Below are 21808 nucleotides of genomic sequence, written 5' to 3'. Positions count from 1 at the left end.
ATGGCCATCGACACACCTGTGAAGACCTCCGCGGGTCGCCGGCGACGAGGACCCTCCGCAGCTGCCGGGCCGGTCCGTCGGGCCCGAGCACCGCGCCGGCTGTGGGTGAAGATCGTCGTCGCCCTGCTGCTGGTCGTCGAGATCTACCCGCTGCTCTGGATGTTCCTGACGTCCCTGAAATCCAACGACGACTACCTCAACAACTCCACCTGGAGCCTGCCGACGACGTGGCAGTGGGGCAACTACTCCGAGGCCTGGACCACCGGCCACCTGGGACTCTACGTCCAGAACAGCCTGCTGGCCGTCCTGCCGGCCCTGGCGCTCATGCTGCTCCTGGGAACGGCCGCAGGATTCGCCCTGCAGATCATGGTGTGGAAGGGCCGCAGCCTCACCCTGCTGGTCTTCCTCGCCGGCATGATGGTGCCCCCGCAGATGATCCTCCTGCCACTGTTCACCGTGTACTTCCAGACCGGCCTGTCCGGCACCCTGTGGCCGCTGATCCTCACCTACACCGGCACCGGCCTCCCGCTGACCGTCTTCATGATGGCCACGTACTACCGCACCGTGCCCCGCGAACTCTTCGAGGCCGCCACCATCGACGGCGCCGGCATCCTGCGCGCCTTCTGGACCATCAGCGTGCCCCTGGTCCGCAACGCCCTGCTCACGGTCGGTCTGGTCCAGTTCCTCTTCATCTGGAACGACCTGCTCATCGCGTTGACCTTCACCAACGACCAGGACCTGCGCACCATTCAGGTCGGCCTGCTCAACTTCACCGGTGACTTCGGCGCGACCCAGTACGGTCCCCTGTTCGCAGCCATCTGCATCAACGTGTTCGGCACCCTCCTGATCTACCTCTTCCTCAACCAGAAGGTCATGAAGGGCCTCACCTCGGGAGCGGTCAAGGGCTGACCCCCACCCCTTACCGAGCTCACTCCCGCACGTGCGAGAAAGGCCCCCTGTGCTCCCCCCTCAGCCCTCCCCGGTATCCGTCGAGCACCTTCCGGACGGTCTCGGCGTCGGAGTCGCCACACCCCGCCTCACCTGGACACTTCCACCGGATGCCGGCCGGCAATGGGCTTATGAACTGGAAGTGGACCGCTCAGGTACGGTCCGCCGAACAGGACGCGTCGACGACGAAGGCCAGGTGCTGGTTCCCTGGCCCGGTCAGCCCCTCGCCTCCCGGGAAAGCGCGACAGTCCGAGTCCGCATCTGGACCACGAACGCCGACGGCCCGTCGGCGTGGAGCGAACCCCGAGCCATCGAAGCCGGCCTCTTGGACCCCGCCGACTGGCTGGCGGTCCCCGTGGGCGCCGGATGGGACGAGGACCCGGAGGCGGAGCGCCGTCCGGCGCGGGTCATCAAGGATTTCGAGCTCGACCGCCCCCTCGCCCACGCCCGTCTGTACGTCTCGGCGCACGGCCTGTACGAGGCGGAGATCAACGGCCGCCGTGTCGGCGACGAGACCCTGGCCCCTGGCTGGACGGTCTACCCGCACCGGCTGCGCTACCGCACCCACGACGTCACCGGCCACCTCACTGAGGGCGCCAACACCATCGGCGCCTGGCTCGGTGACGGCTGGTACCGCGGCAAGTACGGCTTCGACGGTGGCACCCGCAACATCTACGGCACCGATCAGGCACTCATCGCCCAACTGGAAGTGAGGTACCGCGACGGCACCACACTCGTCGTCGCCACGGACGGCACCTGGAGCGCCGCCCCAGGCCCGATCCTGACCAGTGGTCTCTACGAAGGTGAGACGTTCGACGCACGGCTGCACGACCCGGCCTGGTGCACACCGTCCCGCGCCGCATCCGAAGAGTGGACATCCGCACGAACCGGCCGTCGCGACCCCGCAACCCTCGTCGCACCGACGGGGCCACCGGTGCGCTGCACCGAGGAGATCACTCCGGTTTCCGTCACCCGCACCGAGGACGGCCGGCACCTCCTCGACTTCGGGCAGAACCTCGTCGGACGCCTCCGCGTCACGGCCGAGGGCCCGGCCGGCACCACCATCACTCTCCGCCACGCCGAAGTGCTTCAGGAGGGCGAACTCGCCACCCGCCCCCTGCGCGAGGCGTACGCCACCGACACCCTGGTCCTCTCCGGGAGTGGACCGCTCACCTGGGAACCCCGCTTCACGCTGCACGGTTTCCGCTACGCGGAAGTCACGGGCTGGCACGGCGAACTGACGCCGGACAAGGTGACCGCCCGCGTACACCACACGGACATGCGCCGCACCGGCTGGTTCGAGTGCAGCGACGCACTCGTCAACCGTCTGCACGAGAACGTCGTCTGGAGCATGCGCGGCAACTTCGTGGACATCCCCACCGACTGCCCGCAGCGCGACGAACGCCTCGGCTGGACCGGAGACATCCAGGTCTTCGCCCCGACCGCCGGCTACCTCTACGACTGCTCCGGCATGCTCGACTCCTGGCTCACCGACGTCGCTCTCGAACAACTCCCCGACGGCACCGTCCCCTGGTACGTACCCGTCATCCCGGGCAAGCCGATGTGGACGCCTGTCCAGCCCGGTGCGGCCTGGGGAGACGTCGCCACACTCACGCCCTGGACCCTTTACCAGCGCTTCGGCGACAGCGACCTCCTCCTCCGCCATTACCCCATGGCCAAGAGGTGGGTCGACCTCGTGGAACGCCTTGCGGGACCGAGCCGCGTGTGGGACACCGGCTTCCAGCTGGGTGACTGGCTCGACCCCGCCGCTCCACCCGAGGACCCCGCGGCCGGCCGCACCGACCGATACCTCGTCGCCACCGCGTACTTCGCCCACTCCGCTCGCCACCTCGCGCTCTCCGCAGCCGAGTTGGGAGACGACGCCGAGGCCGCACGGTACTTTGCCCTGGCCGATGAAGTGAGCGACGCCTTCCGCCGTCAGTACGTCATGCCGTCCGGCCGCATGACCAGCGACAGCCCCACCGCCTACGCCCTGGGAATCACCTTCGGCCTGCTCACCCCTCAACAGAAGCACAGCGCGGGGGACAGGCTCGCCGAGCTCGTCCTCGCGGACGAGGCCCGGATCGCCACCGGCTTCGTCGGGACTCCACTCATCTGCGACGCACTTACCGACACCGGCCACCTGGACGTGGCCTACCGACTACTCCTGCAGACTGACAGTCCCTCATGGCTCTACACCGTGACCCAGGGCGCCACCACCATCTGGGAACGCTGGGACAGTCTGCGCCCCGACGGCAGCCTCAACCCCGGCGGGATGACCTCCTTCAACCACTACGCCCTGGGGGCCGTCGCCGACTGGCTGCACCGCGTCGTCGGCGGCATCACTGCCACAGCCCCCGGCTACCGCGAAATCACCTTCCGTCCACGGCCCGGCGGCGGCATCAACTGGGCCCGCACGCACCACGAAACGCCCTACGGGAACGCATCCCTGTCCTGGGAACTGACTGCCACCGGTATGACGGCCCGCTGCACAGTCCCCGAAGGCTGCCGTGCCATTGTCGAGCTGCCTGGGTGCGAGCCGGTCACCCTGCAACCGGGTGAACACGTCATCGACACTGCGAAGATTATCGGCGCTGCTGCCTGAAAAATCACCTCGCTCACCCCGGATGGCCGGGTGCAGATATTCCCTGCGCCCGGTCATCCCGGTTTGAGAAGTCGCTTTGTGGGCATTTTGTATCCCCGTCATTGATGGCTGCTATCCAGCGGAGAGGGCCGCCTGACAGGGGGTGCGGGACACGGCGTCCTTGACGGCACGCAGAGGCCCGGGAGAGCTATCTGGGTCAAAGGGTGACGGGTGTCCCGGACCCCGGGGCAGTCGGCGTCGCCCCGCTCTTCGTATCAGCCCGCGGAACCGTGGACACGCTGGCGCACCACGTGACCATCGGCTGACCGCCCTAACAAGGCCAGGGCCCGGCGTTGTTGGCAGAGCCGCTCTACGCGCGGATCCGGTGCTTGGCCCATGACAACAGCTCGTCCTCGGCGAGACTCCTGACCCACAGATCGGCCTGCTCCGCCTCCATGCCCTGCGGGCACGCTCCGATCCCGATGACGCGGAGACCTGCCCGCCGTGCGGACTGCATGCCGGTGAGCGAATCCTCCACGGCCAGGGTCTGCTCGGGCGGTACGCCGCAGAGACGTGCGGCTTCCCTGTAGAGATCGGGCTCCGGCTTTGGCCGTAGCACCTCGTCGGCGACCACGACGTGGTCGAAGAAACGGAGGAGCCCAGCTCGCCCGAGGCATGACTCCACCATCGTCCTGGGGCAGTTGCTCGCCACGGCGAGAGGGATGCGGCCGACAGCTAGCCGGACCAGTGTGGCGGCTCCGGGCATGGTGACGGGATCCTGGTCGACCAGCGCGGTGAAGGTGCTGAGGAGCGTGTCCGTGAAGTCGTCCACGAGGTCCGGCTTTCCGGCTTCCTCGGCCATGAGCGCCCCGCACTCGGTGAAGTGCACGCCCTTGGCTCGGTCGGCGAAGCCGGTCGGCGGTTTGACCCCAAACGCGCGGAACGTGACATTCCGGGCCTCCTGCCAGTGCCGCTCTGTGTCCATCAGGGTCCCGTCGCAGTCGAAGACGATGGCGGACGGGGACCAGGAAAGTACGGGGTGAACTGTCATGTGACTGCCGTTCTCAGAGGCTGCGCCGACCGGCGGCACGGGCGCAGACGGGTGCCTGGATGGGTCATCCATTCGGAGAAATGAGGCGGAAGTGTGCGTGGTCGCCGAACCACTCATGTGCCACGTGACGTTTCCGGCCTGTCAGGAGGCGCGATCCTCCCGCCTGGCTGAATCTGAAACATCGTAGGTGTTACGTTAATTTGGCCCTTCCGGGCTCCGCAATCACCATTTCGAGTGACGTGAATATCCTCGAGGGAGATGGTGGCCTCCTCCTCCCGCGGCGCGGACTGCTCTTTGGGGAGCAGGCAACTTGCCTGGTGGGGAAGGGTCTCCAGGGTGTCGACGCCGTACCGGCGGGGCGAAGTTCGGGCTTTCCGTGAAACGTTTCTGCATAGCAGCCGGTGAGTTTGCGGAAGTCAATGCAAAGTGTGCGCGGTCGAAGAATAATAGGATCTTCCGTGCGCTGTGGTCGGGCCTTAAGTGCAGAGGTGTCAGCTCTCCCCATCGCGACCGTTGGAACATCTGAACGAAAGTGGAACTGAAGTGCAAGACAGGGCCCGCGCCACCCGCAAGGAGCTGCTCGAATCGGCAGCGCATCTATTTATCGAACGAGGATATGCGGGAACAAGTGTCAATGACATAAGTGATCACTCCGGAAAAACGAGCGGAGCGATCTATTTCCATTACTCCAGCAAGGAGAAGCTGGCACTCGCGGTGATCCATGAGCAGTTCGCCACCTGGCCACAACTCGGGGCCCCCTACTCCGCGCCCGGCATCCCCCCGCTGGAGAAGCTGGTCGTACTCAGCTTCGGTGTCGCACGGTCTCTCAGCGAGGACGTCGTGGCGCGCGCGGGCGCGCGTCTCTGGGCGGAACGCCGCACCATGAAGTCCCCCGTACCCACACCGTTCGACGGCTGGGTCCTGGCCGTCACCCGCCTTCTTGCCCAGGCCCGCACACGAGGTGAGCTGGCGGACGGGATCGCGCCATCGACCGCGGCCGTGACGCTCGTTCACTCCTTCTTCGGCCTCTGCATGCTGAGCGAGGAGGCGCCGAGCAGCCGGAACTGGGCGGAGCGGCTGGACCAATGGTGGCTGATCATGCTCAAAGCTCTACAGGTGGAGCCGGAGCCGGCCGTTCTGCTCGCGCGTGCCCGGGGGCGGATTCCTGCCGCGCCGGAGGACCTGGTTCCGCGCCATGGCTGACCAGGCCCCGCGCTCCTCGGCCGCGACGTCGACGCTCCCCGACACAGGCGCAGAGTGGATGACATCGACGAGGGCACGGAAGCAGCGCCAGCAAGCTCCCAGAGGCGGAGCTCCTCGTCTCGACGCTGCCATCCATGTCATCCTGTTTCAGGGGTAGGGCGCAGTCGTGTGGCTAGTACGGGCGCTGGCGGGGCGCTCAGTCAGGTCAGACGAAGGATGCTTCCACCGTCGAGCTCAGTGTCGCTCCCCGCCCGGATGGATGGTTGCTTGCGTGCGAGCAGTTGCGGACACCGGGTCAGTGTGTCATCCGCCGCTTCGCCGTCGTGAGCGGCAGCGCCGGACCGCGTCGCCTACTGCGGATCTGAGGACGACGGGCCGCAGAACGCTGCAGATGCTCCGGCTCACAGGCGGTCCCGCCGCCGCCCTGGCCTGGGCGCCGGACGGGGAGCTCATCGAGGTTCTTGGCCGCGAGGGAGCTGTGCACGTCTGGAACTGCTGCGGGGCACCCCGACGCATCGGTTTGGGAGACACGAGCGTGTCACGGGATGGTCCCCGGTAGTCGGCGCCCACCGCTGTGGCGTACATCCGGACGAGGTCGGTGCGGGAGCGGGCGGTGTGGAAGGCGCCGTACCGGCGGAACTCGGCAGCGCGGACACGAGGGCGTGCGCGGCAAGTAGCCGGGCCAGGCTTTGACGGAACAATCAGGCGTCAGCCGGGAAGAGAGCGAGCAGACGCTCCCGCTGGCGGGTTCCGAGACCCTGAATACGGCGGGTCTCTGAGATGCCGAATTCGTTGAGGATTTGGCCAGCACGGATCTTCCCGATGCCAGGCAACGCCTCCAGGAGGCGGCGGACGGGCGTCCTGGCAACGACGGGATCGTCCCGTCTCAGGACGTCATGCAGCGTCACCTTGCGGTTTTTGACGTCGACGAGTAGCGCGGCGCGCTCTTGTCTCATAGCGACAGCCTTCTTCAACGCGCTGTTTCGGGCCTCGGCTGTCAACTTGGGCAGGGTCATGAGCATTGCTCCTGTGCATCTCGTATCCGGACGCGGAATCACCGTCGACACGCGGTTGGTCTGGTGCCTTGTCTAGTGCCCCCACGAGGCGGGCGTATGACCGACTGGCCGTCCTCTTCAGCCAGTACTGGGTCTCCGGCCGGCGTGGGCGGTCTCTGGTGAGGTGAGGCGATGTCGAACAACTGCGTTGCCCCACGTGGTCTCGGGTGTGGTGGCGACCCGCTGGTCGCGGGAACCGAGAGTAGTCATCCGGGGTCGGTCCGTGGACGCGGTGATGAGGTCGGAGATCAGATGCACCGCAGTGTCGTGCGGTTGCTCAGCGGTGGGCGCCCCCCGTGGAGCTTGCGTACTACGTGGGGGCGCACGACTCGCTCTCGGCTGGCGTTGGGGGCCTTCACCGCATGCAGCGCAACGTCGAAGAGGACTTTTACGCAGGGGCGCTGCCGGCGGCGTGCGCGGGCGAGCAGATCCGTCCGGACCCGCGTCTCGAGGTTGGTGGAGTCGACGATCGTTGTCCGTGGCCGGGGGGTCTGGTCTTCAGATGCAGGTTTTGGATGTCGATGGCGACTGGTGTTGCGGATCGGTCTATCCTGGAGTCCGTTGCGAGCTCGCGGAGGTGGTGAGTTGCACGTGCTAGCTGTCGGGCGAGCGGGCGGCGAGAGTGGGCCGGCCGTAGTCAGGCGGCCGGACCAGGATGCACAGGGGGCCGGCCGGGAGGTGCGGGGAGTTCATCGGGTGGTCTTTTCGTCGGGAGCGGGCAGCCCCAGCCGGGTCGGCTGGAGCTGCCCTCGATCACGGCGTCCGAGGCACGTTGCGGGGGGCGTCGTCGGTGGTTTCGAGGGTCCGGCGGGCGTGGCCGATGGCACTGGCGACGTAGCTGTTGCTCATCGGGCTGTCGCCGTCATCGATCCGATCCTTGAGTTTCTCCAGCCGGGGCCCGGGCGGTCGCGGGCTGCTCGGTCAGCCACCTGGTGTCGTCGTCCACGGCGCAGTTCTCGATCGCAGCCAGGCGGTCGGGGTCCGGGAGACTTGCGGCCGGGTAGGCCTCACCTTCTCAGACCCGGGTCGCCATATCTGAGCGCTACCCCGTCCAGGAGCAGCTCACAGCCCCACCGTCCGGTGTGCCAGCACCTCCGTCTGGACAGTGGTCGTGGTCGGCCCGGCTCCCGCCTCGGATACCGTGTCCCTCTACGGGGTGCCATAACGGATGTGACGCCCCCCACCGGAGGTAGTCAGCGTATGAGTTCGAAGCGCAGCAAGAATCCAGCCCTGCCCGTGCTTGACGACGCGTTCCGACTGGCGTCGGTCAAGGACGCCGAAGAGTCCACCCGTGACCTGGCCGCGCGGCTGGCCACCACTGAGCTGCGCCGCGTTTCCCACCCGGGCCGGATCACCTGGGAGCCCACCGATGAGGCCGAGCCCGTACCGGTCCCGCCGACTGTGGTCGACGGTGACGGGGACCTGTGGCTGCGGGACCGGGGCACTGGCACCTGGACGATGCCCGAGTTCAACGCGAAGGAGTTCCCGGCCCGCTGTGGCGAGGTTTTGACCTGGAACGAGCTTGCCCGCGAGTTCGGCCCGCTTACCGCACTGGCCGACGACCGCCGCATAGGCGGCGGCCGGCGTCGCTGACCGCGCAGCTTCTGGGATGACCGCCCCCTGAAGCGTCCGTTAGGGGTAGGTGGGAGCTCCAGCTCACCGCCGAGCTCGACGATGGCGGCGACGTCGCTGTCCGAAGAGCGGCACGGCGCGGCGGCAAGTCGCGCAGGTGCCGGTGTGGTGGCCGGGGTTGCGTGGGGAGGCGCGGGCCGCGCGGCGGCCGTGGCGGCGCCAGATGTCCCGGGCATTGGGCGTGGGTCAGGCCGAGCAGCGCGGCGAGGGCACCGGGACGGCGCATGTTGGTCTCTCTTCTGATTTTGAAACGAGTGACGGGGAAAGCAGGGCGGCCACGTGCCGGTGCTGTGGCCGTCGGTGCACCGCTCGGGTCAGGCGGCGAGAAGATGCTCGGCCGGGGGAGTGGTGTAGGTGGCTGGGTCGGCGGGCCTGCCGTCGTAGCACTCCAAACAGGGCCCCAGGGTTTTGAGCGGTATTGGCGGAGTGCACTTGTTCCGCAGGTGCCGTATTCCGACGCGGAGGTGCCGCAGATGCCGGGACAGCAGCGCCCACAACGGCATGCCATGATCCGGTCTCATGAGTGACCGTTCGCTTTCACCCCCTGGCTGGCTTCGTGGGCAGACAGAGAGCCTCTTCCAACCTCAGGTTGAGGCGTGGTGAAGGGCGAGAACGGTCTTCAGGATGTCGGTGATCCGGTTGGTGCTGCAGCGGAGCCTCCGCAGAAGGCGGCAGCTTTTGAAGGTGGCCATGGCCTGCTCGCCCCTCTCGGCCACTTGCGGCACGTGCGTCTCACAGGCGCGCACGCCGACCTCAAAGCCGCCGACCCCCACAGTTCGAGCGTGACCGCCATCGCCGCCCGTTGGGGCTTCGCGCACGCAGGCCGCTTCGCCGCGGCCTACCGCCAGCTGTATGCCACGCCCCCGGCCGACACACTCCACACTCGAAGCTGAGAACGCGGAGCGGGCTGATCATCCCAAGCCTGATCGCGGTCTATAACGAACTCGTGCACGGCTAGGAGCTGTCCGGGCGATAGACACCACCACCCACGCCGTGCTGTCAGGCCTCGGCCGGCGCCGGCCGGGGACGAACGTGTCGACCTCGCCGCCCGGCTGCCCGCCGAGGCTGCCCTCATCCTCACAGCCCAGATCCTGACCCTCGGGACTACGCGGGCTCGGTGCACCGCATGCCCTGAGACCGCGGTCGCGCGGGGCGGAGGCCGACGGAACGGCCTCCGCCGCGCGTGGTTCAGATCGTCAGGAGCAGCTGACGCCGTTCAGGGTGAACCCGGTGGGCGCGGAACCGGGTGCCCCCGATCCCTGGAAGCCGAACGAGGCCGAACCGCCGGGCGGGACCTTCCCGTTGTGACCGGCGTCGGTGGCGGTCACGACAGCTCCGGACTGGCTGGCGGTGGCGTTCCAGGCGCCGGTCACCTTCTCGGAACCGCTGAAGGTCCAGTTGAGGCGCCATCCGTCCACAGCTGTGCTGCCGGTGTTCTTGACGGTCACGTCGGCGGTGAACCCGCTGCCCCATGACGAGCCGACCTTGTAGGTCACCGAGCAGCCGGCTCCGGCGGACGGAGTCGACGTAGGCGTCGGAGTGGGGGGCGGGGTCGGCGTGGGAGTGGGCGTGGGAGTCGGGGTCGGGGAGGGGGACTCACCGGGATCGCCGTCAGGCAGCTCACCCCACTGCTGTGACGTTCCGTCCAGCAGCACCAGCCTCGGCGCGTCCACCGGGGTGGAGCCCGGTGTCGTCGGCAGGCCCGCGTACGACCAGTCGTTCGACGGGTCCCAGGTGCCCGAGGAGGTGACCCGGAACTGCACCTCCTTGCGGTAGGCCGACTGCCCGGCCGGGGCGATCACGGTGTTCGAGCAGTCCACACTGATGTAGTGGACGTCCCCTTCGTACTGCCTGGCGCCGGAGGCCGCGCCGCACTGGTTGTAGTTGGTGGTCACCGTGATGTCCGCCGGCGAGACCCCAGGCTCCAAGGTGAAGTAGTAGCGCAGCGAGGCCTTGGCCAGCGACCTGGCCGGCCAGGCCGACTTGTTGACCAGGTACGCCTTGATCTCCGTGAAGTTCGCCCCGGACGCGTTCACCGACGCCTGGGCCAGCACCTCGGGCCCGTCCGGTGTCTCGGCCCGGGGGAACGAGGCGAGCGGGGCACCGCCGTATTCGGCGTACAGCCGGGCGAGGGCACCGGTGAAAGCGGCGTTGTAGTCGGTGGCGACCTCGTTGTTGACGTAGTTCTGCCGGTCGTCGGTGTAGGAGTCGTCCGCCGCGCCCGGCCCGCCGACGAGCGCGCCGTACAGGACGTGGCGAGTCTCGACGGGGTTGGTCATCTGGTCGGTCCACGACCCGTGCGCGGTCCGGTGGTGCGGCTTGGTGGGCGGGGTGGCGCCGAAGCCGACGACATAGCTGGCCTTGCGCGGGTTGTCCCCGAGGGCGTAGTTGATCTGGCGTACCGCGAAGTCGTGGTAGCGGGCCTTGCGGGTCGCGTCACCGGAGAGCCAGTCGCTGTAGGAGAGCGCGGCGAAGGCCGTGTTCGCCGCGTAACGCAGCGATCCCCAGGAGTCCAGCACGGCCTGGCCGCCGGGGGAGTACGCCACCTTGGCGCCGTTCACCCCGGTCGTCCACCAGTCGAGCCAGCGGTTGGAGTCGTCGATGTACCTCTGCTTCCCGGTGAGCTTGGCGAGCATCACGTACGAGCCGTACGAGGTGTCGTCCCAGGAGAGCGTCCACCGGTATGAGCGGGTGGAGGTCTGCGGCTCCGTCGACAGGCCGTCGTAGTACGTCTCGGCCTTGGCCAGGTAGGTGGCGTCACCGGTGGCCTTGTGGAGCCAGATCGCGCCCCACACCAACTCGTCCTGGTAGCCGCTCCAGGAGTTGTAGTACGACTTCGCGTCTGTGATGCAGTCGCTGTACTTGCCGCGGTAGGTGTCGGCGAACGAGTAGAGCTGCTTCGCGTGGGTGAGGAGCTTCGCCGCGTACGCCGGGTCGTCGTCGACGAAGAGCATCGAAGAGGACGCCATCGCGGCAGCCGTCTGCCCGGCGAGGTCGGTGCCGGGGCAGGATGCGTCGATCTTGTACGCGGGCCGGGCCATGGACATCACTTCGGCGGGGCCCCACCACTTGTGGTCGTCGCCGCCGTTGCCGACCTGCCCGTAGAGCACGTTGGCGGAGGGGTGGGCCCTGACGAAGTAGTCGTTGGCGAAGCGCAGGCTGTCCTTCAGGCGAGCCAACTGCCCGGACGCGGCGTAGGCGTCCCTCTGCTCGATACCGCCCCAGGCCAGCACCGTGGCGCTGTAGGCCATCGGCAGGCCGAACTTCACGTGGTCGCCGGCGTCGTACCAGCCGCCGGTCAGATCGAGCCCGACGTCCTTGCCGTCGTCCATGCCGGAGTCGCCGCGCCAGGAGACACGGTTGTCCTCGGGAAGTTTGCCCGAGCGCTGGGCCTCGTAGAAGAAGAGTGACTTCTGCAGGGCCTCGCCGTAGGCGAACGTCGGTGCTGCCTGCGCCGGGGTGGCTGCCAGGGGCATGAGTCCGCCGGCGAGCAGCGCGGCCACGCCGGCGAGGGTGACCCCCAGACGGGAGCGGCCGGTGGTGCGCGGCGGAGAGTGGCGGGATATCGATCTGTGGAACGCGAGGGAAAGGGAGGGCAGTCGCAACGGATCGTCCTTCGGTGCGGCGGGCGGCGTGTGGTGCCCGTGGTCGTACCGGACCGGCGGATGACATGCCGGACCGGGCCGACGGGGCGGTGGTGCGGCTCGTGCGGAAGTGCGGCGTGCGGGTGCTGAACGGTGCAGATGCGCGGCTCGTGCGACGGGGCCGGTGCGGGGTGATACCGGCCCACGCGGAAGCGTCGGCAGCCCGGAGCGGCGTCCGGCGCGACGGGCGTGGGAGCGCTTCCACGGACGTGCTCATGAAGCCAGTACGGGCCCGCGCTGTCAACGGGGCACGTAGAAAAAGAGGGGAATCCCCGGGGCGCGGCGCCCTTGACCGGAGCTCCGCGGGCGTGGTTCGAGGCTCCGATCCGCTTCTGCTTCGCCATCGCCGCCCGACCCCGCGCGCGATCCCGGTCCGCGACGGCGATGCGACATCCGCTGAGCAACGTGTGCACCCCGCCGAGGATCGACCGCATTCGGTGCCGTGAGGTGGCGGACGCGGGGTAGTCGGAGGTCACCCGGACAGCGCTTTTGCCGCCCGGCCTGATCCCACAGCCCCCGAGGAGCACCATGTTCACCTTCAGCGCGTTGTCCCGGCGACTGCAGCGCAGTGCGCGCAAGGTGTTCGGATGGGAGCAGCTGCGCCCGGAGCAGTTGCGGGCGATGAAGTCGGTCATGGAACAGCGCGACACTCTCGTGGTGATGCCGACCGGCGCTGGGAAGTCCGCCGTCTACCAGGTGCCCGGGGTACTTCTGTCCGGCCCCACCGTCGTCGTCTCCCCTCTGATCGCCCTGCAACGGGACCAGGTGAGCGGTCTGTTGAGACGGGCCGGTGCGGACGCCGCGGCCGTGAACTCCACCCAGAGCCGCGGCGAGAACGACGCGGTGTGGGACCGGATCAGCGAAGGAGACGTCGACTTCGTCTTCCTCGCCCCGGAGCAACTGGCCAAGGACGAGGTGGTCGAGCAGCTCGCGGCGGCACGGCCCGCGCTGTTCGTCGTGGACGAGGCACAGTGCGTGTCGACCTGGGGGCACGATTTCCGGCCCGAGTACCTGCGGCTGGGCCAGGTGATCGACCGGATCGGCCGCCCGCCGGTGCTCGCCCTCACGGCGAGCGCCGCCGCCCCGGTGCGGGCGGACATCGTCCAGCGGCTCGGCATGCGCGACGTGCGGGAGGTGGTCACCGGCTTCGACCGGCCCAACATCCACCTGGAGGTCATCCCTTTCCGGAGCGCCGCCGACAAGCGCCGGGCGGTGGTCGAACGCGCCGCCGCCGAACCCAAGCCCGGGCTTGTCTACGCGGCGACCCGCAAGGAGTCCGAGGAGTACGCCCGCGAGCTGGGCGACCTGGGGCTGGGCGTGGCGGCGTACCACGCCGGCCTGCCCGCCAAGGAACGCGGCGCGGTGCACGACCGTTTTCTCGCGGGGGAGCTGGACGTGGTGGTGGCCACCTCCGCCTTCGGGATGGGCATCGACAAGCCGGACGTCCGGTTCGTGCTGCACGCCTCGGTGCCCGGCTCCCTGGACGCCTACTACCAGGAGATAGGTCGCGCCGGACGGGACGGGAAGCCGGCCCGGGCGATCCTCGCCTACCGGTCGCAGGACCTCGGCATGCAGCGGTTCTTCGCCGCCGGACGCCCTGACCCGGACACCGTCTCCCAGGTAGCCGGCACACTGGAGGAACACGCCGGCCCGGTCCGGCCGAGCGACCTGCGCAGCGAGACGGGCCTGACGGCCAGTCGGCTGACGGCCGTCGTCAATCTACTGGAACAGGTCGAAGCGGTACGCACCACCGAATCGGGAGACCTGGAGACCACCGGCGCCGCCGATCCTGCGGAGGCCGCCCGCAGGGCCGTCGAACTCGGTGACGCACACCAGCAGCTGGAGCGATCGCGGGTCGACATGATGCGGGGCTACGCGGAGAACACGGGCTGCTTGCGGCGATTCCTGCTCGGCTACTTCGGGCAGGAATCGGAAGCCGGGGGGTCCTGCGGCTCCTGCGACCGCTGCGAGGCCGCCGCACTCTCCCTGGACGGCCCGAAGGCGGCCGCGGGGGTGCTGGCCGGCACCGGCGGACCGGTGGGCCCGCAGGAGGTGGGCCGCGCCGACGACGCCCCGCACCCCTTCCGGCTCGGTGCCCGGGTCCGGCACGGTCAGTGGGGGGACGGCTCGGTGATGAGCCAGGACGGCCGTCGGCTGACCGTGCTGTTCGAGACGGCGGGCTACCGCACGCTCTCCCTGGACGTGGTCGAACAGAACGGCTTGCTGACGTTGCGCTGAAGACCGCGGCCGGCGCGGACCACGGGCCGGGCCGCAGGCACTTGAGCAGATCGCCCCGGTCCGGCCCATTGACGCAGTCATGCCTCCCCCACATCATCTTGGGAGCGCTCCCACGAGCGTCGCACCGAAGGCACCCCACCGACCACATACCGGGCGTCTTGCCGGCGCACGCGGCGCTCGCCCCAGGAGGACACGTCATGCCGCTCGCACACCTCCCTCGCAACCGCCGGTTAGGCCGGCCGCCCCGCAGAGCCGGAAGAACAGCGGGCAGACGCCCCGCAGCCGCGCTCGTCTGCGCCCTGGCCACGGTCGCCGCGCTCGCGGCCGCTCCCCCGGCGCCCGCCGCGACCGGCCGGACCGTCGCGGCCCCGGGCACCACGACGACGGCCGTCGAGGAGGCGTCGGCCGTCGAGGTCTCCGTCAACGCGGGGGTGGGGCTCGGCACCATCGACAAGGCGGCGTTCGGCGTCAACCACGCGCTCTGGGACTCGCACATGAACGACTCCGAGGTGACCGGCCTGCTGGGCGAGGCGGGCGTCGGCGTGATGCGCTACCCAGGCGGCTCCTACGGCGACATCTACCACTGGAAGGACCACACCGCGCCCGGCGGTTACGTGGCGCCCCACACCACTTTCGACGAGTTCATGAGCAGCGTCCGCGCCTCCGGCTCCCAGTCGATGATCATCGCCAACTACGGCACCGGCACACCGCAGGAGGCCGCCGACTGGGTCCGGTACGCCAACGTCACCCGCGGCTACGGGGCGAAGTACTGGGAGATCGGCAACGAGATCTACGGCAACGGCCACTACGGCAGCGGCTGGGAGGCCGACGATCACCCGGACAAGAGCCCGCGTGAGTACGCCCGCAACGTCCTCTCGTACGCGGAGGCGATGAAGGCGGTCGATCCGACGATCAAGATCGGCGCCGTGCTGACCACGCCGGGCGACTGGCCGGACGGCATCGTCGGTGCGGGGGACTCGGCCGACTGGAACCACACAGTGCTGTCCGCAGTCGCCGGGACGATCGACTTCGCCATCGTGCACTCCTACCCGGGCGGCGCCACCGCCGACGAGGCCCTGGACCGGACCGCCCGGCTGCCCGGACAGCTCCGCGAGGTCCGCCGACAGATCGACCGGTACGCCGGGGAACGCTCGTCGAAGATCGGCATCGCGCTCACCGAGGTCAACTCCAACGTCCAGATGAACAGCCGGCCCAACGGCCTGTTCGCTGCGGACACCTACATGACGGCGCTGGAGAACGGCGTCTTCAACGTCGACTGGTGGAACGTCCACAACGGGCCCACCAAGGTGGAGACGGTGGATGGCGATACCGACTTCAACGACTTCGGCCTGCTGTCCAGCGGCGGCTGCGTCGGCGACGTCTGCCAGCCGGGCGTGAACACGCCGTTCCACCCGTACTTCGGCATCAAGTCGTTGACCAAACTGGGTCGTCCCGGTGACACGATGGTCGCCGCCTCCACCGGCAGCGACCAGGTCTCGGCGCACGCCGTGCACCGGGCCGACGGCACGTTGAGCGTGATGCTGATCAACAAGGACCCGCTGAACTCCCACACCGCGGACATCAGCTATGCCGGATACACGCCCACTGCCCAGGCGCCGGTCGTGCACCGCTACGGCCGCGGCGACACCGATGTCACCCGGGTGGCCGCCACCGCCGGGGGCGATCAGGTGCTGCCGCCGTACTCGATCACCACGATCACCGTCGCCCCGCACTCCGCAGCGGCCTCGGTCGGCGCGCCCAGCGCACCGAAGACAACCGGCGTGGGCAGCTCGACCGCCACGGTGAGCTGGGCAGCCCCCGCGAACGGCAAGGCGGTGCGCTACGAGGTGTACGAACGCTTGGGCGCCAATGCCCAGTTGCTCGCCACCTCGACCTCCACCTCGGCGACGCTGCACAATCTGCCGCCTGGCTCCGAGCACACGGTCAACGTCCTCGCCCGGGACGCCGACGGCCGCCTCTCGCGCCCCTCCGAGCCGCTGACCTTCGCCACCACGGCTCCGCGCGACAGCAGCTGCCTGGTCAACTACCGAGTGGACAGCGGATGGGGCAACGGATTCGTCGCCACCGTCACGGTCGCCAACGTAGGTGACACCCCGATCAACGGCTGGACCCTGGACTTCACCTGGCCGTCCACCGGCCAGACCGTGCAGAGCTCCTGGAACGCGAACGTCACCAGCTCGGGCGCGCGCGTACATGTGACCGACAACGGCGCCAACGCCGAGCTGGCCCCGCACAGCGGCTCAACCGCCACTTTCGGCTTCGTCGGAGCCAACGACGACGCCAACCCCACCCCGACGACGTTCACCCTCAACGGCACGGTCTGCCGAACCTCCTGATCCAGTGCCTGCGGCCCGGCCTTCCGGTCGGCTGGGCTGCGGGTGCGCGGGTGCGCGGGGGCGGGCGGGCCGGGTCAGGTCGCCGTCGCACACTCCAGCCCGAGCGCGGCGAGCTGCTGGCAGTCACTGCCGTGGGGCGAGCCCGCCTGCGTGCAGGTCATGCTGCACGACGCGGACGACGACCTGTTCGGTCTGTGGATGTTTCGCGGCGGGGCCCTCGTGGAGGCGGGTATCCCCGGCACCCAGCGAGTGCTCGCTGTTGCCTCGCCGTGGGGCGGACCCCGGCTTGCTGGTCCGCACCGGCCTGGGCAGAGGCGAGGGCTGTCGCCGGCCAAAGCACGTACAGGACGCGCCGCGTGCTGGTGACCCGGCCCCGACTGCGGCCGGAGACACGCTGAAGCCGCCGTTGCCGCCCCTACTGTGCTCCCCGCGCCCGCGGGGATGGGTCCCCGTGGGCTGTTCACGTCGCAGCGACGTGAACAGAGCCACCGGCAGTGTCCGCGACATCCCTGCGCCACGAGAAGCGCGCGGGTGAACGCGGCGCAGAGTGAGCGAGGTGCGGACGCGGGGGAAGGACCCGAGACGCTGAAAATTGCCTCTGAACCAGGCGCGGACAACGATCTCGACTCTCCTCATTCTCTCTGTTCAGAGGCACTTTCCGTGTTCGTGATCAGATCTGGACAGCCCGTTGTGCGAAAGGCCGAAGCGGGATCCCGGTGTCGGCATCGGTCAGTGGTTGCGGGGCTTGCCGAACTCTTCTATCAGCACGGGATACTGCTCCCCACCGTGGCCGGCGGCGATCGCGCGGTCGGCCATCGTTTTGATCAATTTCGGCAGTTCGGCGTTGACGCCTACCGCTTCGCTCTCTTCGATCAGGTGAGCCATCGCGCGCGCGTCGGTCTCCAGGGCCGACACCTCGGCCGGGAAGGAGCCGCTGTCGATCTGCTCGGCATACCCAGGCAGCCATTCGGCCACAACGGTAGCGATCTGCTGGGCAAACGGTGCATACGTCGCGGCGTCAACACCGGCCGTCCTGAGCAGGGCAGTGCCCTGCAGCCAGGCGTTGAGGACGCTCCACATCATGGCCAGGCCGGCCACGTCGTACAGGGATGCCAGCCCATGGTCCGCGCCGAGGTAGGTGACGGTGCCGAGCGCGTCGAGTGTTGACTTGTGTGTTTCGAAGTCCGACTGCGGCCCGCTGTGCAGGATCACTGCCTCGGCGCTGCCGATTGTCGGCGGGATGGCCATGATGGCGCCTTCCAGGTAGTGGGCGCCGCGCTGCTCGGCCCATTGGGCGGCTTCCCGAGCCTGGGTCGAGTCGCCCGAGGTCAGGTTGATCAACATCGTGCTGTGCAGCTCGATGTCGTTCGCGCCAAGCAGTTCGTGCATGGCCAGGTAGTCGGTGAGGCAGATGATCGTCAGGGAGCTTGCCTTGAGCGCGTCGCCAATTGTTGGCGCCAGCCGTGCACCCTGGGCCACCAATGGGTCTGCCTTGGAGGCCGTGCGGTTCCACACGGTTGTGGGATGCCCGGCTCTCAGGAACGCGCTGGCGAGTGCCTGGCCCATCAGCCCAAGTCCGATGACCGTCACAGCTGTTTCGGGGTTGCTGTTCATGGCAGCATCGTCAACGTTAATACCGGTGTGAAGGTCAAGTGAGGTATCCATGCGGATCGGGGAACTGAGTCGTCGGACGGGTGTCAATGCCCATCAGTTGCGCTACTACGAGGCCCAGGGCCTGCTGGAGGCAGACCGCGGTGCGAACGGTTACCGCGATTATGGCGAGAGCGCCGTGCTGCGGGTGAAGCAGATCCGGCACCTACTTGGTGCTGGTTTATCCTCCGAGGACATCGCGTACTTGCTGCCCTGTGCGGTCGGGGAGGCCCCGGAGCTGCTTGGGTGTCCCGAGCTGCTGGACGCGATGCGGTCACGGCTGCGGCGACTGGACGATCAGATGGACAGGCTCGCTCAATCCCGCGACGCTCTTGCCGACTACATCGATGCGGCCGAGCGAGTGGGCTACGAGACCTGTCCGCCATTGGACGATACCGACCTGGAGCCCGTCCCCGCCTGAGCGGCCAGGGTGCCCCGTATTGCGAGCCAGACGGCGGGCAAGCCCTCGCGGGCTGCTGCTCTTCCACTCTCTCCGTGCTGTCTGTGTGGGCACGGGGAAGCGGCCGCTTCCCCGTCCGCCCGCGTATACGGCGGACCCACGCACGTGCCCCGGATGGGCACCCGCGGCAGTCAGGGTCATGGCCAGCTCACCCCACGTCTCACCGGTACGGAATCAGTCCTCAGCCGTGGCCGTCATCGCGACAGCCTGCTGGCCGGCTGCCACAGCGTCCTCGAAACGGCTCAGCCCTCGACACGCGGTGCCGGGGTTGTTCCAGGCGTTGGCTCGGCCTTGGGCGGCTTCGGTCTGCCGGAAGAGGGCGCGGGCGGTTTCGTGGGCGTCCAGGGCTTCGTCGAAGCGCCGCTAGGACGAGGCCACACGCCCACCAGAATGCGTTCGAGCCAATATCACTCAGGTGGCTTGGAAGGGTGGTTGCGTGCGGGCGAGGGCGGAGCCTGTGGTCGCCGTCTCACGCATGCTGAGGCCGACGATGAACGCGTCGCCGGTACAAGGGCGTTCTCCACGATGGTGGCGTGGTGAGGGTTCCCGCTGTCGGCCACTGCGGACTCCCGTCCGGCAGCAGGCCGACTCCTCTGTCCCCGGCCTGGTGGTCAGCAGGTCAGAGCCGCCCATTTCGCGATTCCCGCGTCTTCTTGCAAGTTCTCCGCGCTCTATTGCGTCTTTGTGTCCATGACAATACGCTCCGTGTCACCGCCTTGCTGCATAGGTATGGATGATCCAGTCGACCGGCAGTGAGTTCGTCCTAGTCGGAGGAAACAGATGGGTGTTACACGTCGTGCGATCCTGCAAGCGGCCACCGCGGCAGGGGCCGTCGCTGCCGTAGGGCTGGGGCAGACCACGCTGGCCGACCCCGCTGCCGCGGCGAGCCCGCCCGGCGACGTGGTCGGCAAGGTGACCGTGGGGTACCAGGGATGGTTCGCCTGTGCCGGGGACAGCGCTCCGATCGACGGCTGGTGGCACTGGTCCCAGAACTGGGGCCAGTTACCGTCCACGAGCAACAAGGCGATCGTCGCCTGGCCCGATGTACGTGACTATCCGACCACCTACCGCACCGCCTTCAGTAATCTCGGCAACGGGCAGCCGGCCTCCCTGTTCTCCTCCTACGACCGGTCGACGGTCGACCTGCACTTCCGCTGGATGAAGGAGTACGGCATCGACACCGCCGCCCTCCAGCGCTTCAACCCCACCGGAGGGGAGGGCCCGACTCGCGACGCCATGGCCGGCAAAGTGCGCAGCGCAGCCGAGTCCCAGGGCGTGAAGTTCTACATCATGTATGACGTCTCGGACTGGATGACCATGCAGAGCGACATCAAGGCCGACTGGACCGCCAAGATGCGCTCTCACACGGACTCGCCCGCCTACGCGAAGCAGAGCGGCAAGCCGGTGGTCTGTATCTGGGGCTTTGGCTTCAACGACGCCCAGCGCCCCTTCACTCCGGATCAATGCCTGGACGTCGTCAACTGGTTCAAAGCGCAGGGATGCTACGTGATCGGCGGTGTCCCTACCTGGTGGCGGACGGGGGACCGGGACTCCCGGCCGGGGTTCTCCGGCGTCTACCACGCCTTCGACATGCTCTCGCCCTGGCTGGTCGGCCGTATCGGCAACGCGTCGGAAGCCGACCACTTCTACAGTGTTGCGACCGTGCCCGACGTTGCCGAGTGCGCGGCACATGGCCTCGACTACCAGCCGTGCGTGCTGCCCGGAGGGGTCACCGAACGCCAGCGCGCTCATGGTGACTTCATGTGGCGGCAGTTCTACAACATGGGACGGGCCGGGGTGCCGAGCGCCTACATCTCCATGTTCGACGAGTACAACGAGGGCAACCAGATCGCCAAGACCGCCGAGTCCCAGGCCTGGGTACCGGCCGGTTCAGGCTTCCTCGCTCTCGACGAGGACGGGACCGCCTGCTCCTCCGACTACTACCTGCGCCTGACGGGCGACGGCGGCCGGATGCTGAAGGGCCAGACCCCCCTCACCCCACTCCGGCCCACCCTGCCGGTTCTCGGTGGCGACGCCGTACCGCCGACCGCTCCGGGGAACTTCCGGGTGACCGCAGCAACCGACACCACCGTGGCGCTCGCCTGGACCGCCTCCACCGACAACGTGGGGGTGACGGGCTACCGCATCCGCCGGATCACTGACGGCACTGCCACCCCGATCGGCGCCGCCCCCGCGAACGTCACCGTGTTCACGGTCTCCGGGCTCACCGCTTCGACCTCGTACACCTTCGACATCCAGGCCCTCGACGCGGCCGGCACCGTCTCTCAGCCGTCAGCCCGGGTCATCGTGACCACCAACGGCTCCGCCCGTATCAACCTGGCGCTGTACCGGCCGACGAAGGCAAGCAGTTCCACCCAGCTCTACGGCCCGGGTAACGCGGTCGACGGCAGCCCGCACACATACTGGGAGAGTGCCAACAACGCATTCCCCCAGTGGCTCGAGGTCGACCTGGGCGCCGCCACCGGCGCCCGTGACATCGTTCTGACCCTCCCCCCGGCCACCGCCTGGGCCACCCGCAGCCAGACCATCACCGTCCAGGGCAGCACCAACGGCACGTCCTATACCTCCCTGCTCGGCGCCTCCCCGTACATCTTCGATCCCTCCAGCGGGAACACCGCCACCCTGACCCTGCCCACCGGCACGACCACCCGCTACCTGCGCCTGATCTTCACCGTCAACACCGGCTGGCCGGCCGGCCAGCTCTCGGAGCTGCGGGTGTACGGCGTGTGATCGAACCTTGAGCAGAGGCCTGATCGGTAACGGCTGCTTCGCCCCCAGCGGCAGATGGACCACCGCCCTGGCTGGTGCCGAGCAGGTACACGCGAGGAGTGATCGCCGGTCCAACGCCTTGCATCATCATGCCGGGGCAACGGGTGGGTCCGTGGCGCTACTCTGGCTGTCCGGGCACGACCGCAGGAGGGGCACATGGCGCACGAGGACTGGACCGTGGACCGGCTGCATGTCG

The 21808-nt window shown here is 68.5% G+C and carries 13 protein-coding genes and 3 pseudogenes; 10 read left to right on the top strand and 6 right to left on the bottom strand.

Annotated elements, in window-relative coordinates; all coding sequences use genetic code 11:
* From ACFUNE_RS31605 to ACFUNE_RS31595, 3 genes and pseudogenes are all read left to right on the top strand, one after another.
* A complete protein-coding gene (locus ACFUNE_RS31605; protein ID WP_383575098.1) occupies window positions 1-909 on the top strand; it encodes a carbohydrate ABC transporter permease in 909 nt (302 codons plus the stop codon).
* A 181-nt stretch (window positions 910-1090) separates the two neighbouring features.
* Window positions 1091-3553, top strand: a complete 2463-nt coding sequence (locus ACFUNE_RS31600; protein ID WP_383575096.1) for a family 78 glycoside hydrolase catalytic domain — start codon at window positions 1091-1093, stop codon at window positions 3551-3553.
* Window positions 3554-3689: 136 nt separating this feature from the next.
* Window positions 3690-3858: pseudogene (locus ACFUNE_RS31595) on the top strand (DAK2 domain-containing protein); the annotation flags it as partial.
* A gap of 44 nt (window positions 3859-3902) precedes the next feature.
* Here the strand turns inward: ACFUNE_RS31595 and ACFUNE_RS31590 are convergent.
* Window positions 3903-4583 (bottom strand): HAD family hydrolase, encoded by a 681-nt coding sequence (locus ACFUNE_RS31590; protein ID WP_383575094.1) that lies wholly within the window; start codon window positions 4581-4583, stop codon window positions 3903-3905.
* Window positions 4584-5126: 543 nt separating this feature from the next.
* Here ACFUNE_RS31590 and ACFUNE_RS31585 point away from each other — a divergent pair.
* Complete coding sequence (locus tag ACFUNE_RS31585) at window positions 5127-5786, top strand: ScbR family autoregulator-binding transcription factor (protein ID WP_383575092.1); 660 nt, start codon at window positions 5127-5129, stop codon at window positions 5784-5786.
* Window positions 5787-6487: 701 nt separating this feature from the next.
* On the opposite strand, the gene mihF is transcribed toward ACFUNE_RS31585, so the two are convergent.
* A complete protein-coding gene (mihF, locus tag ACFUNE_RS31580; protein WP_383575090.1) occupies window positions 6488-6802 on the bottom strand; it encodes an integration host factor, actinobacterial type in 315 nt (104 codons plus the stop codon).
* A 1239-nt stretch (window positions 6803-8041) separates the two neighbouring features.
* On the opposite strand from mihF, the gene ACFUNE_RS31575 reads away from it, so the two are divergent.
* Window positions 8042-8434 carry a hypothetical protein gene (locus ACFUNE_RS31575; protein ID WP_383575088.1) on the top strand — a complete coding sequence of 131 codons (393 nt, stop codon included), beginning with the start codon at window positions 8042-8044 and terminating at the stop codon, window positions 8432-8434.
* A 623-nt stretch (window positions 8435-9057) separates the two neighbouring features.
* On the opposite strand, the pseudogene ACFUNE_RS31570 reads toward ACFUNE_RS31575, so the two are convergent.
* Window positions 9058-9180: pseudogene (locus ACFUNE_RS31570) on the bottom strand (IS5/IS1182 family transposase); the annotation flags it as partial.
* 18 nt (window positions 9181-9198) lie between these two features.
* Between ACFUNE_RS31570 and ACFUNE_RS31565 the strand changes: the two are divergent.
* On the top strand, window positions 9199-9366 hold the full coding sequence (locus ACFUNE_RS31565; protein ID WP_383575086.1) for a helix-turn-helix domain-containing protein: 168 nt from the start codon (window positions 9199-9201) through the stop codon (window positions 9364-9366).
* Window positions 9367-9669: 303 nt separating this feature from the next.
* Here the strand turns inward: ACFUNE_RS31565 and ACFUNE_RS31560 are convergent, their stop codons facing one another.
* Window positions 9670-12078 (bottom strand): glycoside hydrolase family 9 protein, encoded by a 2409-nt coding sequence (locus ACFUNE_RS31560; protein ID WP_383575084.1) that lies wholly within the window; start codon window positions 12076-12078, stop codon window positions 9670-9672.
* 567 nt (window positions 12079-12645) lie between these two features.
* Here ACFUNE_RS31560 and ACFUNE_RS31555 point away from each other — a divergent pair.
* Complete coding sequence (locus ACFUNE_RS31555; protein WP_383575082.1) at window positions 12646-14355, top strand: RecQ family ATP-dependent DNA helicase; 1710 nt, start codon at window positions 12646-12648, stop codon at window positions 14353-14355.
* 197 nt (window positions 14356-14552) lie between these two features.
* A complete protein-coding gene (locus tag ACFUNE_RS31550) occupies window positions 14553-16712 on the top strand; it encodes a cellulose binding domain-containing protein (RefSeq protein WP_383575080.1) in 2160 nt (719 codons plus the stop codon).
* Window positions 16713-17441: 729 nt separating this feature from the next.
* Here the strand turns inward: ACFUNE_RS31550 and ACFUNE_RS31545 are convergent.
* Entirely contained in the window at window positions 17442-18326 is an 885-nt protein-coding gene (locus ACFUNE_RS31545; protein WP_383575078.1) for an NAD(P)-dependent oxidoreductase, read from the bottom strand.
* A gap of 49 nt (window positions 18327-18375) precedes the next feature.
* On the opposite strand from ACFUNE_RS31545, the gene ACFUNE_RS31540 reads away from it, so the two are divergent.
* Window positions 18376-18783, top strand: a complete 408-nt coding sequence (locus tag ACFUNE_RS31540; RefSeq protein ID WP_383575076.1) for a MerR family transcriptional regulator — start codon at window positions 18376-18378, stop codon at window positions 18781-18783.
* 213 nt (window positions 18784-18996) lie between these two features.
* On the opposite strand, the pseudogene ACFUNE_RS31535 reads toward ACFUNE_RS31540, so the two are convergent.
* A pseudogene (locus ACFUNE_RS31535) lies at window positions 18997-19170 on the bottom strand (hypothetical protein); the annotation flags it as partial.
* A 432-nt stretch (window positions 19171-19602) separates the two neighbouring features.
* On the opposite strand from ACFUNE_RS31535, the gene ACFUNE_RS31530 reads away from it, so the two are divergent.
* On the top strand, window positions 19603-21573 hold the full coding sequence (locus ACFUNE_RS31530) for a discoidin domain-containing protein (protein ID WP_383575074.1): 1971 nt from the start codon (window positions 19603-19605) through the stop codon (window positions 21571-21573).
* Window positions 21574-21808 lie beyond the last annotated feature (235 nt).

Origin of the sequence: Streptomyces sp. NPDC057287 (assembly GCF_042667905.1) — a bacterium.
In the GTDB taxonomy this organism is placed as follows: domain Bacteria; phylum Actinomycetota; class Actinomycetes; order Streptomycetales; family Streptomycetaceae; genus Streptomyces.
Note: the sequence above shows the minus strand (reverse complement) of the source record. Positions and strands in the feature narration are given on the sequence as shown.